8 protein-coding genes and 1 pseudogene are annotated in these 17,567 nt (G+C 51.9%); 2 read left to right on the top strand and 7 right to left on the bottom strand.

Annotated features, from left to right (window positions below):
• Positions 1-485: 485 nt before the first annotated feature.
• From HII33_RS04115 to pglZ, 6 genes are all read right to left on the bottom strand, one after another.
• A complete protein-coding gene (locus HII33_RS04115) occupies positions 486-1,415 on the bottom strand; it encodes an ADP-ribosylglycohydrolase family protein (protein ID WP_179394514.1) in 930 nt (309 codons plus the stop codon).
• Positions 1,416-1,471: 56 nt separating this feature from the next.
• Complete coding sequence (locus HII33_RS13780; protein WP_246287263.1) at positions 1,472-2,134, bottom strand: hypothetical protein; 663 nt, start codon at positions 2,132-2,134, stop codon at positions 1,472-1,474.
• A 212-nt stretch (positions 2,135-2,346) separates the two neighbouring features.
• The gene (locus HII33_RS04105) at positions 2,347-4,836 is read right to left on the bottom strand and encodes a hypothetical protein (RefSeq protein WP_179394513.1); all 2,490 of its coding nucleotides are present in this window, start codon (positions 4,834-4,836) and stop codon (positions 2,347-2,349) included.
• 120 nt (positions 4,837-4,956) lie between these two features.
• Positions 4,957-5,907, bottom strand: coding sequence for a restriction endonuclease (locus HII33_RS04100; protein ID WP_179394512.1), 951 nt, complete (start codon positions 5,905-5,907; stop codon positions 4,957-4,959).
• Between the two features lie 25 nt (positions 5,908-5,932).
• A complete protein-coding gene (brxL, locus tag HII33_RS04095) occupies positions 5,933-7,957 on the bottom strand; it encodes a protease Lon-related BREX system protein BrxL (protein WP_425483982.1) in 2,025 nt (674 codons plus the stop codon).
• Positions 7,958-7,967: 10 nt separating this feature from the next.
• On the bottom strand, positions 7,968-10,496 hold the full coding sequence (gene pglZ, locus HII33_RS04090; protein ID WP_179394510.1) for a BREX-1 system phosphatase PglZ type A: 2,529 nt from the start codon (positions 10,494-10,496) through the stop codon (positions 7,968-7,970).
• Positions 10,497-10,619: 123 nt separating this feature from the next.
• Here pglZ and pglX (HII33_RS13700) point away from each other — a divergent pair.
• Together pglX (HII33_RS13700) and HII33_RS04085 are read left to right on the top strand one after the other, a co-directional pair.
• A pseudogene (gene pglX, locus HII33_RS13700) lies at positions 10,620-12,749 on the top strand (BREX-1 system adenine-specific DNA-methyltransferase PglX); the annotation flags it as partial.
• A 77-nt stretch (positions 12,750-12,826) separates the two neighbouring features.
• On the top strand, positions 12,827-13,906 hold the full coding sequence (locus HII33_RS04085; protein WP_179394509.1) for a site-specific integrase: 1,080 nt from the start codon (positions 12,827-12,829) through the stop codon (positions 13,904-13,906).
• 81 nt (positions 13,907-13,987) lie between these two features.
• On the opposite strand, the gene pglX (HII33_RS04080) is transcribed toward HII33_RS04085, so the two are convergent.
• Positions 13,988-17,560, bottom strand: coding sequence for a BREX-1 system adenine-specific DNA-methyltransferase PglX (pglX, locus tag HII33_RS04080; RefSeq protein ID WP_179394508.1), 3,573 nt, complete (start codon positions 17,558-17,560; stop codon positions 13,988-13,990).
• Between the last annotated feature and the right edge of the window lie 7 nt (positions 17,561-17,567).

Raw genomic sequence — 17,567 nt, 5'->3', positions numbered from 1 at the left:
TCGGTACGTTGCCGGTTGGTCACTGTGCATAGCCACTACCAACACTCTCGATACATGTACGATATTTTTATACGTTCAGCATAGTCTGATCAACCGCCAGAGTCAACAGGGCAGTGCTGATCATTTATGGGTGGCGAGTCAGTGGCGCTATCCAGTCGCGATCCCCTTGCGAATCGATCCGCCCCCTCGGCCAACGGTGTGACTTGGCAACTCAAGAAAAATGACACACGACAAATAAGTCAATTTGTGCAGTCGATCATATGTGTCACAGTATTCTGGCGAAATGCGTGGATCGGATCATTGAGGCCTTGCGTAAAATTTAGATCGATCCCGACCGTTGACGCGGCAACCTTCTGATCCGGTGCTTGCGCCAATTTGAAAATTTGTCGTGTGCGGTTTTCCAGGCGTCAGGCAAGTGACACGCTTGGCCGTCAGCTGCATAGCCGCCCTGGCTCGTCAGGCGCAACTCACCCCGTCCTCACCGCTCAGTCCGCCCCGAATCGCTCGGCGAACTCGCTAATGATCCGCTCCGCGGCCGGCGTGCGAATGAGCGTCTCCCGCCAATTGCGCGGCGCCCGTTCATCCAGGTGCCCCGCCGCATACAGACACGCCGCGATCTGCGCGATCGTATCGGTATCCTCGCCCAGGTTGGCCGCCTGCAGGATCACCGACTCAAGCGTTGGGCAATTCAGCGCGCACCACATGGCCGCCTCGAACGAGTCGATCACATAGCCACTCGAGCGGATCGCTTCCCGCGCGGCATTGGCCAGCGCCGGGTCGTGGACGCGGTGAAAAAGTGCTAGCTCCTCGGCCGGATATCCAGCGGCTGCGATCACCGGCCAGGCCGCCGCCATCGCTTGCGCCAGGGGCTGCCCCAACAACAGTTGGCGTAGGCACTCCACGTACAAGTCATCGGCAATGATTGCGCGCACGTGGCCATGCGTCACGGTCGTAAAATCCTGTGTCAGCTGCCGGCGCGCTTCACGCGGCAAGTTCACCGTACTGAAGGCCAGCGGGGCAATGCGCATCAAGCCGCCGTTACCGTTAGACCTAGCCGAGCGTTCCCCTGCAGCGATGGCCGGAACGTTTTTACCAACAAAATTACGGATCGCCTCACGCGTCGCATTGCCGACGTCAAACACTTCCCCGCCAGGCGTGTAGGCGCCGTGCTCCAGATACGCCACGAACTTGGCCATCAGCGCCTCGGCGTCACCGCCCTGCGTCAGCGTCTCCGCCAAGCACAGCGTCAGGCTCGAGTCGTCCGACCAGCTGCCGGCCGGCTGATCGTAGGTGCCGTGGCCCTGCATCGTCGTGACGGTGTAAGTGTCCCGCCGGCTGAACTCCACCGGCACGCCCAAGGCATCGGCGATCATGCCCGCCTCAAAGAAGTTTTGGATCTGCTGCTTGGTTGTCATTTGTATCCTCCATCAACAAGAGCAGTGGGTAATCGTCTATTCTCTGCCAGCAACCGTTAATCGGCTAGTGTCAGCCGATCATACGCGGTCATCAACGCTTCCAAGTTGGCGAAATTGTAAGGGTAGTTGTTGCTCCCCCACGCCTCAAACCGATAATGCGTATCCGAGAAGGTGATGATAAGCTCCCACTGCGTCCCATCCATAATGTCTGGCTCAACATACCGCCGCCGCCACTCACCGAGGTGCAGGGCGGTCAGTTGCGTGATAAAATCGGTCACGGTTGTCGTCCGTGGGGGAAATTGAATGCGACCGAGCTGCGATTCAGGCAGGTGATCTCGCCGAATTCTCCCGGTGGTCAAGTCAACCGTCGTGATATCGTGCCCGCCAAAGTAGCCACCGATCGAGAACTCAACGGTCTCGATCGCGGCCATGCGTGAGTCCAAAGCTTGGCCGCGCCGCTCCGCTGGCGTCGGCTGGAGCACACCGCCCATCGCCGCGTAGTACGCTTTGGCACGCTCCAGGTACAGCCGATTCACATCAAACTGCACCTCCTCTATCTCCGGTCCTGCCGGTGCCGTGACGCCTGCAGCAGGTTCCAGTGTAGCGCGCAACTTGGTCATCTGCCGTCTAAGCATCCGAATCTGGCCAAACACCGCTTCTGGCGATTGGTCTACCAGATACATGTGCTCATACTCGCTAGGGCTTATCATCGTGACCATCTTTCCTCCTATGCTAGAACATAATCACGCGGCCATTACGTCATAAGTGGAAACTCCTTCGTTGTGTTCTTAGCAACGCCTGATTTACAACGGGTAACCATCATTATAACGACAACCGGACTAAATAACGACAACCGGACTAAGCAATGGACCACCCTCAGCCGCGGTCATTCTTGTAATACCAGTAAATCCCGAAACTGGCCGTCTGCCGCTCACACCTTACCAATCACCCGCTTCAGCCTATCATTCGGAAACGGCAACTTATCCTGCAAGGTCTGCGCTACCGAGACAACACGCGCAACTTTCGGTAGATTATTGGGCCCAGTCGGAACCAGAACATGATCCCCAATCAGAACGCGGGCGCTACCCCCTAAGTACGTATACGACCGGCCCCCTGGATAAAACTGAACTTTTACAAATGTCTCAGCCGATGGTACCGGTTGAACCTTTAAGTAGGTCTCGGGTGCAGCTTTTGTAAATTGATTGGCTTTAGGAGATTCAACAGCCCGCTTGGCTTGATCGAGTAAGTGTTCAAACTCAGTTGGTGACAAATCATGGGCCCAAATGTCAATCACTTGGACACCAGCCGCTAAAGCGGTGATAAGTTCTTCGCTAGGCCGCGTAATCTGAACAGAAGTTGCATCCCGCTCAATCATATCCACGCGACCAGCGCCAACGGGAAGCCCCATCATAATTGCATGCTGGTTCAATGGCTGCCGTAAACTCCGCCAAACCAAGAATAGCGTACTTTCTTCTTGAGTCATTGTTTGCGCGTACCCCGTTGGATCTTCATCAAGAAGGCGAACTGTAATCGAATCGCCAATTTGAATCATGCCCCACGACCACATCCCTCGATAGCGCTGGAGTTGATGCGTTCCAATGATGACCTTTTCCACCGGTTGCCAAGTCAAAGGAACAACCCGAGCGGTTGTCGCCAGCTGGACAGCGACTGGCTTAGTCCAATCAACTCGATCATCCAGACCCATGGCCAGGTGATCAATCGTTGTAGACATCAGGTAGTCAATGTGTTGTACTGTCCGAAACGGCGTGTTCACCATTTTTTTGCGCACCGCATACACACCGTTTGTAAAAGCGGAAGCCAATCCGTCTGGGGCCTGGGCTAACGAAATCACCAACCCTGCTTCCGTTTCGCGAATATCTAGGTTCTCTTCTTCGCAATCGTACTCGATTGCTATCTGCAGTTCTGTCGTATTCACCAGCTCCTCATGGTCCGGGCTCTCCCACCAAAAGGTCAGTCTTAACACAAAATCTTCTAGTTCGTATTCCGCAACGTAGCCCGGCTGCGTCGGGCTCACCGTTAGAACGGTTCGATCTCCCACCTTTAACATCTTCTGAGCAATTTGGTAGCGAAAAATCTCTGGCAGCATAGTCCCCGCCACAAGCCTAGGTTTTTCTTGGACACAGGTGACCGGAACCGACTGTCCATTCACCACCAGCGTCATCGTCATAGGCGCGGCCTGTGGTGTCTGCTCATACGCGGCCAATCGAATCGCCACAAAGGTATTGAGTGACTCATCTCGGCTAAGGTCATCACTCAAAAACTGATAAAGGTGATTTGCGACGGTTGGCATAGGTAGCCAATTCGTCATCAGTTCATAATAGCGGCGGTTCAGTTTTGCACTCGGATAATTCTGACGAATCAGGGGGGCTAACGATAGAAATTCGTTCTCGAAACCAAAGAAGAACAGCCCTAAGACGACATCCAGTAACTCATTTGCCTGCAACGCATGCTTAGCCTCGACCTGTGGCATCAACGGTAGCTCACGCATTGATAGACTGGCACTCTCGCTTGCATACTCACTCAGCCGCGCCATCAGCTCAAGGTCGGGTAAGTCCAAGAACCGCATACCATGCACCCGCGAAGGCGTCACATGACTCGAATCGGAACACTCTGACATCTCTTGCCAATGTTCAGAAGGCACCACTGACGCGTTTGAGCTGGCGGTAATGACAACACATGGGAGCAGCTCACCTCGCCGCTGAGCCGCTAATGCACGGTGATGTCCATCCAACAAAAGTGTAGTGTACCCTTCAAACTCATACGCAACACCAAAACCCAAGTCCTCAGACTGGGTTAGCGCCGCCACCTCGGCCCAATTAATTCGCTCAGGCGCTTCGGTTGGAATCAAATACAGTGGGAAAGCATCATCAACCACGATGCTTCGTGTATCGAGTCCTGAGAAAACTACATTGCGCGTTGCCGGGTTATCTGTCGAGACTCCTCGTTGTGGCATTGCGTCCAGCGAATTAGATCCGTCACTTGGCACCATATCACGAAACGAGACAACATAAATACCATTCCCAAGCTGCTCGAAGATTGGGATCAGCACACGCATCAGCTCGGCAACACTTGAATACCGGCTGTGCATGACAGCTCGGTAATCGGTTAAATGCGCGGTCCACTCACTCGGATCATTGGCGTAATAGTTACGGTACGGCCAGGTCATCGTATCAGTCTGGTACTCACTCGAGTAACTTAATTGGAGTTGGCTTCCCAAAAGTATTTGTCCGCGCACCCCAAACTCACCCCAGGCTTTGGTCTCATATGTCAGCCAACGGTGCGAGCTGTCCGTGACCTTAATCAAGATCCGCTGACCACCGAGATTGATGTCAGCAACACTCCCAACCTGTAACCCGAACGTGTCCTCAGATACGGCTTCGAACTGCCATTGTACCGTCAAATTACTCATCCTCTATTTCGTGTTCAGATTCGGAACAATCTGATCATCTTTAATCAAACCGGCACGACTGCTCTCACTCCCGAGCTTTTGGGTAAGTTCACAAGATTCACCTCGGAGGGATCACTCAAAGTAATCTTCATCGATCTGAAACAGATCATAATTCTTCTTGGCCTGCACCCCAACGTGGTAATGCAACAGTAGTTCAGTGAGCCGAGTTCCATCAATGAGCACGATCGCAAAACTTTTCGCCTGATCTTTGGCGCCCTGAGTAAAACTCGAAGTGGTGATAAACACGCCACGGTCCGCATGAACATTGGATAAGGCACCATAGAATCCTTGGATGGCTGGCCGCTGAACGACATTGTCTGCCTGATACCGCTTAGCTTGATAATAAACAGTGCTAGTTCCTAACGGGTCTTGATTGATGATCCCGTCGATGCCGCCGTCGTGAGAAGCACTTGTGACGGTCGCATCGCCATTTGGTCCTTGGTAACCCATCTTCCTCAGCAAATCCGCCACGAGATTCTCAAAAAAGGTTGGCTCTGCTTCTCGGATTCGGTCAAGTAAATCGGTCGCGATCTCAGCGTTATATGCTTCAATTTGGGCCTGAATGCGATCAATTTTGGCAATTGTTGTGTCGTCTTCGCCTTCGTCCAACGCCCCTTCAGGACTAGTTTGATGCTTCGCCAACTCTTCCTGATGTGCAAGATAAGCCGGCTGAGCATGGATGATTTTGGCTGCCAGGTCACGTCCGTATTGGTCATTCAGCTGGTGCCCCAGGGGGGTGATTTCATAGACACCACGCTTGGGCCGCCGTAACAGGCCCGAAAGTGCAAGATCCGACAGTGCCCAGTGGATCCTATTGTTGACAATTTTTTCCTTTGGATAATTGTCGTAACCTTTTTCACGCAATGCAAGCGGCAACTCAATTTCATCGACCACTGCATCGGTCAAATCACTCCCCTGCCACGTCTTCTGCTGGGCGGCAAAAAACATAATCACAGGAATCATTCCGTCCCAAGTCGGAATCCCATGCTTGCCTATTTTTAAGTCCTTGTAGTTAAATGTCATCTCGTATTCCTCTCAAGTACGCGGATTAGTTCACGCCCAGCGCCTTAAACACAGCCTCCTGCGCCATCGAGTAAAAGATCAAGTTAAACTTGGCAACAAGATCGGCCGGAACACTTGGCAACTGCTCCACTGCGCTGACCGGAATCAAGACGTTTTTCGCCCCGCTGTCGCTGGCAATCTGCAATTGATCCGCCAAGCCATCCAGCTTAGCCGCAGTGCCGCCAATCGTCACATCCCCTAGAACCACAAGGCTGTCAAGCGTCGCGCGGCCTGCCCCAATCGAAACCAGTGCAATGTAACTGGTCAGGGCGAGCTGGCCGGTCATTTCCAGCCCATTCAGATTTGCGACATGCAACACAAAGTCGTGGTGGTTGGGCGACAGGCGCTGATCAATCGTGGCGTAACTGGATTGCAACAGACGCATGGCCGTGTCCATAGCTTCACGCGCTTGGCGATTGCCTCCAATCCCCGTTTTCTCCAGTCTACCCGATCCGGCCATAACCTGACTTTCCAGCTTGAACAAGCCCAGCCGCTCGCTGGCATCGCGTTGGATGGTGTAGACGAAGCCGGGTTTTTCAGTGCCCCCAGGGATAAGCGTTGTTGAGCCTTGCTCAGGAACCCCCACAAAGGTTTCCTGCTGCGTCTCGCGATCGATGTAGGAGAAGTTTACATCGTAGAATTCCATGCCCCCGATGCGCTTCAGCTGTTCCTTCACGCGGCGCCGCATTTCAAGGGCAAAGGTAAGAATCTTTTCCACATCCGCCTTTTCGTATTCGCCATTCGGGAAGATCAGCTTGATCATGCCCGACACCGTTTTGCGCACCGCAATCGTGTCGCGTTGATTCAGCTGCGCGCCCAGGGCAAAATCATCATCGAACGCGTCCCCATATGAAATTTTCCGCAGCTCGCGCATCACCTCGGCCAGGTAGTCCGTGATGAACCCAAAGTCTGAGGTGAAAAAGCTCGGCTTGTACTTGAGAATTTCCCAGCCGGGAAGATAGTTGTGAATGCGATCGAGGAACGCGGTGTCTGTGCCCATCGCCTCTGGGAACGGTTCGAACAGGTTGGACGTCCGAAAGAGCACATCCACACTCTGATTGATATTACCGACAAACACCATCCCTGCGCTGGCCTGAATCTCCGCCCGGCCGCGTGCAAAGGATCCCGACGCCATGTAATCCTTCATGATCTGGACGCCATCCTGATCCTTGAAGCTAATGCCGGCCACCTCATCGAAGGCAACCGTATCCCACATGCCCACCAACCCTACTTCGCGGCGAGTCATGTTGTAAAACAGGTTAGCCACCGTGGTCTGGCCTCCCGAAACCAGAATGGTGTTTGGGGAGAGTTCTTTGTACACGTGAGACTTCCCGGTCCCGCGGGGCCCAAGTTCCACCAAGTTGTAGTTGTTCTCAACCAGTGGGATCAGCCGCGCAATTAGCAACCACTTCATGCGGTCATCGAACTCATCTGGCTCCATGCCCATGGAACGCAGCAGCAGATCAATCCACTCATCGGTGCTGAATGCCCGCCGTCCAGCGTAAACCTCTTCCATATCCACGAATGGCACCTGAACCGGGGTCAACTCTTCAATCCGAAAGTGGTCCTCATCCTCGTGATCGTAGCTCAGGCGCACAATCGACCAAATTCCACCGATCAGCAGCCGCTCGTAATCTTGTGGGTACCGTTCGTCGACCGGAACACCATCAATACCAAGATTGCCAAAGCGCGCCTCGTAGCGATCCTCGCTGGTATTCAAGTACACCGTCAGCTTATCAATGACAGTATACGCGCCATTTTCGCGGATCTTAGACTTAATCTTCTCCGCCTCATCCGGCCGCACGTAGTTATTCGCCAGCGTCCGCTTCACGTTCTCCACGCCGCGCTCAATCGCCTGCGGATCCGAACCGTTCGCGTACTGCCCGAGCAAAAACTCCAGCACGTAGGTGGGCACATTCGCGCCTTCCTTGATCCGCTGGGTCAGGTCCTTACGCACGTACCGCCCCGAAAAATACTGTTCCAGCTTGTTCAAAATCGTGGTACGCCGCAACTGCCGTTCCTCAGATGTCAAAGCCGAACCCTCCCCCGATCACCATGTCCATCGTATATTCCGTGTGGACTTCTTCATCAGTTTCCGTGTTGTGAATCACCAGCGTGTACTTGCGCCCGTTGCTGTACTTCGCGTCCTTCAGGGTCAGGCGCACGCGCTGAATCCGCGCGGTTGGGGTTTCCTCGCGGCTGTCCGCCACCACTTCGCGCACGCCGGAGATTTTGTCCCCTTGCGCATCCTCAAAGTAGATCAGGTAGCTGGCGGCCGTCACCAGGTCACTCAATGGCAACTCCTGCATCAGCTGGATGTTCACATCGCGCGATGTAATGCGCGGTGAGGCCGTCACATCCTTGAGCTTTGCCGGCTCGGCCAAGGAGCGCCCGGTACTGGTGCGAATATCCAGCACTGGCACAATCATTTCTTGGGCGGAAGAGCCTCCGTGCACATAATTTTGACTCGGGCCCGGCGCAACGAAGATGTTGAAGCTCGTGGGGTAGTTCACCCAGCGCGTGTCATCATTGCCCATCAAGGCCCCGAGTTGCTGGTGTGCGGTGCCCGTGACAGTCAGTGGCTGCTCCGTGATGGCGTAGCGCTGCTCCTTGCGCAACCCGCCGACATCCTGCCACATCTGATCCGATACTGGGATCTTGTTGGCGCTATCGAGCGGTGACTGACGGTAGATGAACCCGTGATCCGCGGTCACAATAATGTGCCTTACTGACACATTACGCAAAAGCTCAATGGTGCGCGCCAGGTTCTCGATGGCGCGCGCGGTGGCGCTGAACACCTCCTGCTCGGTGACGGATTTCTCCCCGGTGGTGTCGATTTGGTTATCGTACAGATACACCACTTTTTGGCCCGCCAGGAAGGTCTTACGCGCCTGACTGCTCATGGCGTTGAAGTTCTTGACGAGCTCAGCGGCACTGGCAGGATTCGTCGCCTGCAACACCGCCTCGCGCTTTTGCGTTGAGTTCACCACCTGATCATCGACCAGCACGCCATCCTTGCCATTGAAGCGCAAACTGCGGTTCGGCAGCAGGGCCGGCATGCCAAAGTAAGTCACGGAAGGTAAGCCCGTCACCAAGTACTGCATCTCCGTCTGCATCACATCGCGCGCATCCAGTTGCGCCTTAAGTTCCTGTGCGGCCTCAAAACGAAAGGCATCCGAAATGATCACCACGGTGCGCCCCTCGTCGATTGACACGAACTGGCGGTAGAAGTTGCGCTGCTGGCGATCACGCGGTACGGCGTCAGGCGCATAAACCGCGTTCCACTGCCGAATCGAGTGGCTCAAGAAGCCGTTGAGGTAAGTATTTTCGACCTTCGCCTGAATGCCTTCGGTCAGGTCCTCCAGATCAGGCGCCACCGCGGCACACGCGGCCGTGAAGTGGCGATAACTCGTGTCCAACACATAGTCGTGGTCAACGTAAGCGGTGATCACGGCCAGCAGATCCGTCGGGGCGTCACTCGCCTGCGTTGTCAGCATCGTCAGCGCGTCTTGTTGAATCTGGTAAGCTGAGACCATCTGCTCACCATAAGGGCGGTTCAATCGGTCTTCAATCAGTCCGGCCAGCGTCTGGCGCCCAATGCGTACGCCAAAATCATCGGCCAGAAGGCGCCCCGTCACCCACTGAATGATCAGGTGGTCAATCTGCGGAAACGCATCGATCTGCGCCAGGTCGCGCAGCTCCATCGCGCCGAACAGCCGCGCCCCCTTCACGAACGTCCACACCTCTGTTGCCACCTGTTGAATCGCGTCACGACAGGTCAGCAGGTTCCGACTGTTTTGAATAAACGTAATCGCGTTGTTGGCGCCGCTCAGCGCGTAGGCCTTCAGGGTGCTCGGCAGTGCTTTGCCCGCCTGATCGTATGCCATGTTCAAGAACATAGCGGTGAACAGGTGGCGCAGCGTCTGGTGCTCGCCGCTGAAGCCATACGCCTGTTCCACGAAGCGCCAGAAGGCATCCAGCGCGCCGAATTTTTCAAACTGAGCCAACACGAGATTGTCATCCTCGAGCCCGCCTTGAATCACGCTCTGGAGCACCGCACTGAGCGCCGGCCCCTGGGCCTTGGCCAGTGCCGCCAGCAGCACCATCTCCAGCGGCTGACGGTTATAGTTCAGGCTCACGAACCGCTGCTTGCGCTCCTTGCTGGCAAAGAACGTCGCGTGGTTGCGCAGGAACTGGCGATCGCCTTGCGCGAGCCCCAACTCTTCTTGCAGCATCGTCAGCGCATCCGCGGCATACGTCCTCGAGTAGCGCAGCATGTCTGCCATCAGATTCAGGTGCAAGGCTGGCATCGGCGCCGGTGAGTACACCAACGCGGACTCACCCCGGCGCTGCATCTCGGTCAGCTGCAACTTCGTGCGAAACTGCTCGCGCGGCTGCAGCTCGATCACCGGTTGGGCAAGCCGAGCCCGAATTGCCGGAATGTTGTCCTTAAAATCGGCCGCTTCGTCATACCAAAAAACAAAGTGATTGTCGTCAGTGAAACGTGCCTCAATCCCCTGAACAACCTGATCCAACTCCAACTCAGCCATAATCTGCTTACCCCATTCTCTCTCGTCGCAATCGATGCTTTCTAACTCTTAAGTATAACCAACAGACGAATTGATAACTAGCATCTACACCAGATATCGTTCACTCCCAGCTATAACCGCGGCGTGATTCGTGATCTTGTGGAGCAGATTCCTGAGGCCGACTTTGACATTGAGTCCGAGGGCAGTCAGGGGCAGGTTGAGATTATTGGGTGGCTGTATCAGTACTACAACCAGGAACCCAAAGACAAGGCCTTCAAGAAGCGCAACTACACACAAGCAGACATCCCGGCTGTGACACAGTTGTTCACGCCTGACTGGATTGTCAAGTATCTGGTGGAAAACTCGGTCGGCCGCCTGTGGATCAATCACTTGCAGGCGGCTGGCGATACGCGAACCGCTCAAGATTTGGCACATGAGTTTGGCTGGCACTACTTCATGCCGGATGCAGAGCAATCCGATGCCGTTGCCGTGCTTGCTCAACGTAATAACCAATCTCTGAGCGACCTAAAGCCGGAAAACATCAGAATTATCGACCCGTCGATGGGCTCCGGGCACATTCTGATTTATGCCTTCGACTTGTTGGTGCAACTCTACACCAGCGTCGGTTATTCGCAGCGAGAAGCCTCCCGAATGATTCTGAGCCACAACTTGTTTGGCGCAGACATTGATACGCGAGCCTTTCAGCTCACCTACTTTGCGATGATGATGAAGGGTCGCCAGTACGATCGCCGCCTGTTGCGCGCGGAGGTAACGCCGCAAGTCTTCGATGTGCCAGATATTCACTGGAACCAGAACGACTTGGCGCAGCTGACTAAAGAGCCTAAGGTATTGGATGCGTTGAAGACGCTCGCCTCGTTATTTGGCCATGGGGATGAACTGGGCTCACTGATCAGCGCCCATTTTGACCCAGATGTTCTCAGTAGCTTGCATGCCATCGTAGCCGCTAAAGACAACGTTGGGCAATTGTCCCTGCAGAGTATCCAGTTAAACCAAATACGACAAGAACTGGCGCAAGTGCTGGCGGTCTTAGAACTATTGACCCGTGAATACCAGGTTAGTGTGACCAATCCGCCTTACATGGGTTCGGGTAAAATGCCATCGTTTCTCGCTTCTTTTGTTAAAAAGCACTATCCAAACAGTAAATCCGATTTATTTGGGGTATTCATGGAGCGATTGCGCGAGCTAACGGTCGATCAGGGCTACTACGCCATGATCACCCAGCATCAGTGGATGTTTCTCTCGAGTTTTGAGGCGCTGAGAAAGACACTGAATCAGCAGACCATAATCAATCTCGCGCATCTTGGCACACGGGCATTTGAAGAGATCGGCGGGGAAGTTGTCCAGTCCGTAGCATTTGTGATGCAGAAACAAAACACCGAAGGGTTCATCGGCACCTATGAGCGACTGGTTGATTTTGATTCACAGAATAAGAAAGAGCAAGCCTATCTTCGGGCTGTCGAGAACCCGAAACTGAAGTATATCTATTGCGCTAACCAAGCGAAATTCCAGCAAATTTCGGAGAGTCCTATTGCCTATTGGTTCACAGAGAAACTCTTTCGGCTTTTTGATACTCTGCCGAGCCTCGATAGCATTGTTGATTTAAAGGCTGGCTTATCAACTGGAGACAACATTTTATTTCAGCGACGCTGGTCGGAAGTTAACTTAACACAGATCTCTTTTGATACAGAAGAAGTGAATGATACAAAACATCTCGACAAGCGATGGTACCCCTGCCGAACCGGAGGTGATTTTATTCGCTGGTACTCAAAAAATGAAGTGGTAGTGGATTGGCAGCACAACGGCGAGAGAATTCGTACACATCGTAATGGTAAAGGCAATATCGCGGGTGCAGCACGTAACACTGAGTATTATTTCAAACCTGGCATATCTTGGACAAAGCTTAGCTCCTCAAAGTTCGGAGTTAAGTTTGCACCACCTGGATATATCTTTGACGATACTAGTCGAACTATGTTTCCTAAGAATAGCGATGTCACCGAGTTAGTGATGGGTATACTTAATTCAAAAGTTACCTTCCACTTGCTACAGGGACTAAATCCTAGTATGTCTTTTACAAACGGAGATCTCAGACGTATTCCAACCCCGAGTACCCCCACACCTACCATTAATAATTTAGTTGATCAATCTATTACATCCGTTAGGGGTTTTATTATAGCATCCGAAGACTCCTGGTCATTTCGTTCTAGCCCGTTACTCGACCACATCGCTGATCATAAACTCGCAGCCTTCCTAAATGAGTGGCGTTCACCACCCCTTTGTGCCAATTTTGTGCCAAGGTATCCACATACTACGCAAAGGAGTGTTTCAAGACCATGGTCAGTTATCGAAAAAGAGGAAATGTCTGGCAGTACGAAATCTCATACAAAGATCCAGACGGCAAGTACAGGAAACTACGCAAATCAGGCTTTCAGCTTAAAAGCGAAGCAGAAATCGCGGCTAGTGAGATCAAATCTAACTACATCAGCGCGCGTCATTATAAGGCAGGAGACATTCCGCTCGCTGATTATTTTAGTCGGTGGGTGGCCCTATACAAGGCCAACTCAGTCACCGCCATCACGCTCATCAAGTACCAGAATACGCTGCAACACATTCGGCGACTGTTTGGTAGAACGCCACTAAAGGATCTGACCCGCTCGCTTTACCAAGAAAAGCTCAATGAGTTCGCCGCTGATCACGCGCCTCGCACCGTCGCAACTTTCCACAAGCAAATCCGTGCCGCCATCTTGGATGCGCTTGACGAAAAGATCATCCCTATCGACCCCACACGCAAAGCGGTGATCAGTGGCCATCGCATTGAACATCCAAAGAAGGCGCTCGACTATAACGAATGGCAACGGCTAGTAACCCACCTGGATCTAACAGATAAATCCGATCTAATTATCTACATCGCCGCAGTCACCGGTATGCGCTACGCCGAGATTGTTGGTCTCACACCCGTGGACCTAGACGTCACTTCCAATCTATTACTCGTGAACAAGACATGGGATTACAAATACCATACTGGCTTCAAGCCGACCAAGACGCCCAGCTCCGTTCGAAAGATTTCAATCAACTTGAGTACCGCCTCAGCGATACGAGATTATAGCGCTTGCCACCACATCAATTCTGAGCAACCAATATTTCTGGAAAATAACCGTGTCCCTGTCAGTGCGGAGATCAACAAATCACTCACAGAAACGCTGCGGTCACTGCGCCTGCCGCGGATCACCTTTCACGGTCTTCGCCACACACACGCCTCCATTCTCCTCTACCAAGGGATCAACGTACTCTCAGTGTCCAAGCGTCTAGGTCATGCGAATATCACAACGACCCAATCAACTTACCTCCATGTGATCAAGGAGCTCGAGGAACAGGATACGGATAAAATCATCCAAATAATCTCGCTTTCGTAACTTGGCACAATCGTTGGCACAAACGCCTCATAAGACAGCAAAATCCCGCTCACGGATTTCATCCAGCGAACGGAATTTTGCTTATTTCAATGGGCTCAATAATTTCTGTCCACCCTGAGCCTTCTCGTGGTTAACCAGCACACCATCGTCCAAGTCAAGGGCGATGTGCATATTCGCAACGTGCTGCAGTGCGCCATCGTACTTCGCAACTTCTTCCAGTTGTTTCTGCAACTTGGCGATCTGCTTAGTCATTTCATTGCGTGGCTTGGAATTGACCTCAACCTCAATCATCTTCGTCAGCGATGATAACTGATTGGCATAAGCCTCCTGCAGCGGATGCAGGTAAGAAGTGCGCACCATCGCGAGCGTATTCTCATCGTAGCGGTGAAGGTACATCAACGCACGGAACCCACTTTGCTTCCCTGAATCCAGCTGCCAATAAATCGGCCGCTTCTGGTAAGTCGACAGGTGATCTTTCTTGTAGAAATCGTCAAGGAAGTAGTTGCGAATCTGTTGCTCCGCAGTTGCCCCCTTCTTGCCAAGCGCTTCGGCGATGAAGCGTAAGTTCTCATCGAGGTGCTCTGCGCCAAAGGTCACCGTCAGGAATTCTTTGAGCCGGTTGATAATATCACGCTGATCACCAAAGTAATCCGCATCTGTCAGAACAATGATGTCATCAGCATTCGGCTGGAAAGTTTGATATTTTGAGTTGTCCCACTCACCGCCAGCAAAGGCGAGTCCTGGAACATCCAGCGAATAGCGGCCAAAAACAACCCCGATGAAGTACGAGAGAAACGCCTTGATATCACGAGGCAAATCAGCTTTCCGGACCGAAACATCCTTATCCGCCACCTCAGGCGTCAGCTCATCCTGAAGGCCATACAGGTCGATGAAAATTCGGTTGAGCTCCTCTTCATTTGCTTTCAGCTGATTAAAGCGCTCCTCAGCCTCCTTAGCCCACTGATTGTAAGCTGATTCAACTGTCCAGTTTCGATTATGATCAGCAATTTGCTTAATAAATGGCATTGTAGAAAAGCTCCAAGAAATCTCATAGCTATCCCAATCCTTTTTTGCTTTTTCAACATTCTGTGTACTGAGGTAAAAAATTGATTCATTATTTTCTGTTGGAATATATGGATATTTTGAAACCTCACCAGCATTAAAATGCATCGTTGGGCTAACGATAGATCCGATATGTAAAGCAACCTTACTATTTAGATAAGCCATTATATTTTCGAGTGATTCATTTGATTTAGTAAAAACAGTGGGTACAGTTTGGTCAAATATCATTCCCTCCGGGGCAAATCTGGCTGATAAGTTGCCAGATGAGGTTATATTTGAGAACGAAATTCCTGGTAGGAAGTAAAAGGATTCGTTTTGTGGGCGAGATTTTATACGTCCCTTCTCATCTGCACATTGCTTGACAGCGGCTCCGTTGTCCTTCCATAAAATTACTGTAGTTAGATTGCCAAACCACTTTCGGTATTCGCCGTTCTTATTTGTTTTCACCCAATCAGTATCAAATTGTCTAATTTCCGTCCACTGCCTATAAAACCTGGGGTTATCTCCAGTTTGGATACCGACCTTAATTTCAAAAAAATCATTTATTGACTTGTTTTTTCGAAAAACATTAAGCATTTTTGTGCTCACCCAATATCCGAGAATATTTCCAGGAAGGGTACTAAAATTCGCTTGGTTAGCACGATTGAATCGATTCCCGGGCACTGGCAAGGCGGTTGGAAACTTTCCTTCAGCAACATCGCCGGTCTTTATCTGATGATACGTACCAGTGAACCTTGGCAATCGAACATTGCGTGTGATTGTAACAGCGGTGCCGAAAGCAATCCCCATGACGTTATTTTCCATGTGCATCAAATTTGAGATTGTTCGGGTGTTCAATAGATGGATACGAAGTTGTTCAAAGCTAGATAGAAACATCCAGGACTGCATTGTTACCATTGAGACATATCCGCCAGGTAACACAACCTTGTTAAAGTGCTCCAAAAACATCGCGAACAGATCCGCTTTTGACTCAGGGTAGAATTTCTTCGAGAAATCGGCTAGGTACTTGTTCATCCGTGCAGAACCCATGTAGGGAGGATTGGTTACAATATTCTGGTATTGTGCGGCCAAGATTTTTGCGGTATCAAAGAGATCGTTCAATTCTTGGCGCACTGTGTCGGAAAGGATGGTCTGAACATTCTGAACATCGTCCAATGCTTGGCGAATCGCGGTCAGGTCAACTTGCTGGGTATCTGTGAGTGATCCGGTCAAATCGGCTTCTTTAAACGTTTGCCGAAGGTCGCTAAGATACTGTAATTCCTTCTGCCCTAGCAGTGGAAATGCTGCTTGAATGTCCTCGCTATGCAAATCTTTTGAACTTTCAACTGTTGCAAGGTGCGGGACTGCGGCCGTTCTCAACGCACGCCGGTTATAGTGACGGTATTTCATCATCACTGAAAAGTAAGCTAACTGATAAGCGCGTCGATCGATGTCTAAGCCAAATAAATTGGAAGTAACAATCTCTGTTGAAGCTTCTCGATCTGAATAGCCTTCACTTCGGTAGATCTGAATCAGGAGATCAAAGGCATAGACTAGAATGTGACCAGATCCCATCGAAGGGTCCAAAGTTGTCAACTGTTGCGGGGTTAAGTCCACCAACTTTTGGTCAACGAGCCGTTCTGCTTCTTGTGTTTCGGTATCCTGAGACGCTTCGGGCATGTAGTATTGCCAATTAAACTGATGTGCCAAATCTTCCTCAGACACTTCAGGGTGGGTCGTCATTAAGTGCTTAATCCAAGTCTTTCCGACTGAATTTTCAACCATATACTTAACGATCCAGTCTGGGGTGAAGATCTGAGTTGCAGATGCAATCTCCTTACCGCGGAACTTGTGCGCCTTGGGTGAACTGATCGCGGCATCTTTTGAATCCGTGTTGTAGTACTGATACAGCCACCCAATAATCTCAACCTGCCCCTGACTGCCCTCGGACTCAATGTCAAAGTCGGCCTCAGGAATCTGCTCCACAAGATCACGAATCACGCCGCGGTTATAGCTGGGAGTGAACAAAAGTTGCATGAAATCGTCGGTCTTCTCGAACAATTTTGGCAGACTCTCGTTCAGCTTGTTGACCTGTTTGATGAACAGCATCTGATACATCGCATCCAAGTCCAGCGGCCGCTGTGAGTCTTGAGCAGTACGAATTAATGCCAACTCGTCTGGGGCAAAACCGCCCAGTTCGTCTTCAAGATCCAGGGCTTCACGCATGATATCCGGCTCATTTCGCTGCTCGGCAGAAGAGAGCACTCGGGTACCAGAAGGAAGGTAGTCGTTGACTTCCATGAAACGAATCGCAATGATCCGGTTGAACCACGTGTATGCGACCTCCTCGACCAAGTCCGTAAACGCAGCCTGGGCGTCAGTCTTAGCAGCCATTTCATTCAGCCGCGTCACCAGCGCTGCCCGCCGCTGAATATCCTTTCCTTCAAGCGGCTGGGTACTGCCGGCGTAATATTCCGCCAGAGCGGTAGAGCGCGTTTCCTTTGCTTCAATCCCATGATCGGTGATGCCCAATGCATTTAGCCGGCGCGTGACGCTCTCAATCAGGTCACGCCGTGCTTGAACTGCAAACTTGTTAATGGCGCGTTTGTCCATCCTTTTC

The organism is Lacticaseibacillus absianus (assembly GCF_013407595.1).
GTDB classification, from domain to species: Bacteria; Bacillota; Bacilli; order Lactobacillales; family Lactobacillaceae; genus Lacticaseibacillus; species Lacticaseibacillus absianus.
This window is presented reverse-complemented; position numbering and strand designations above follow the sequence as displayed.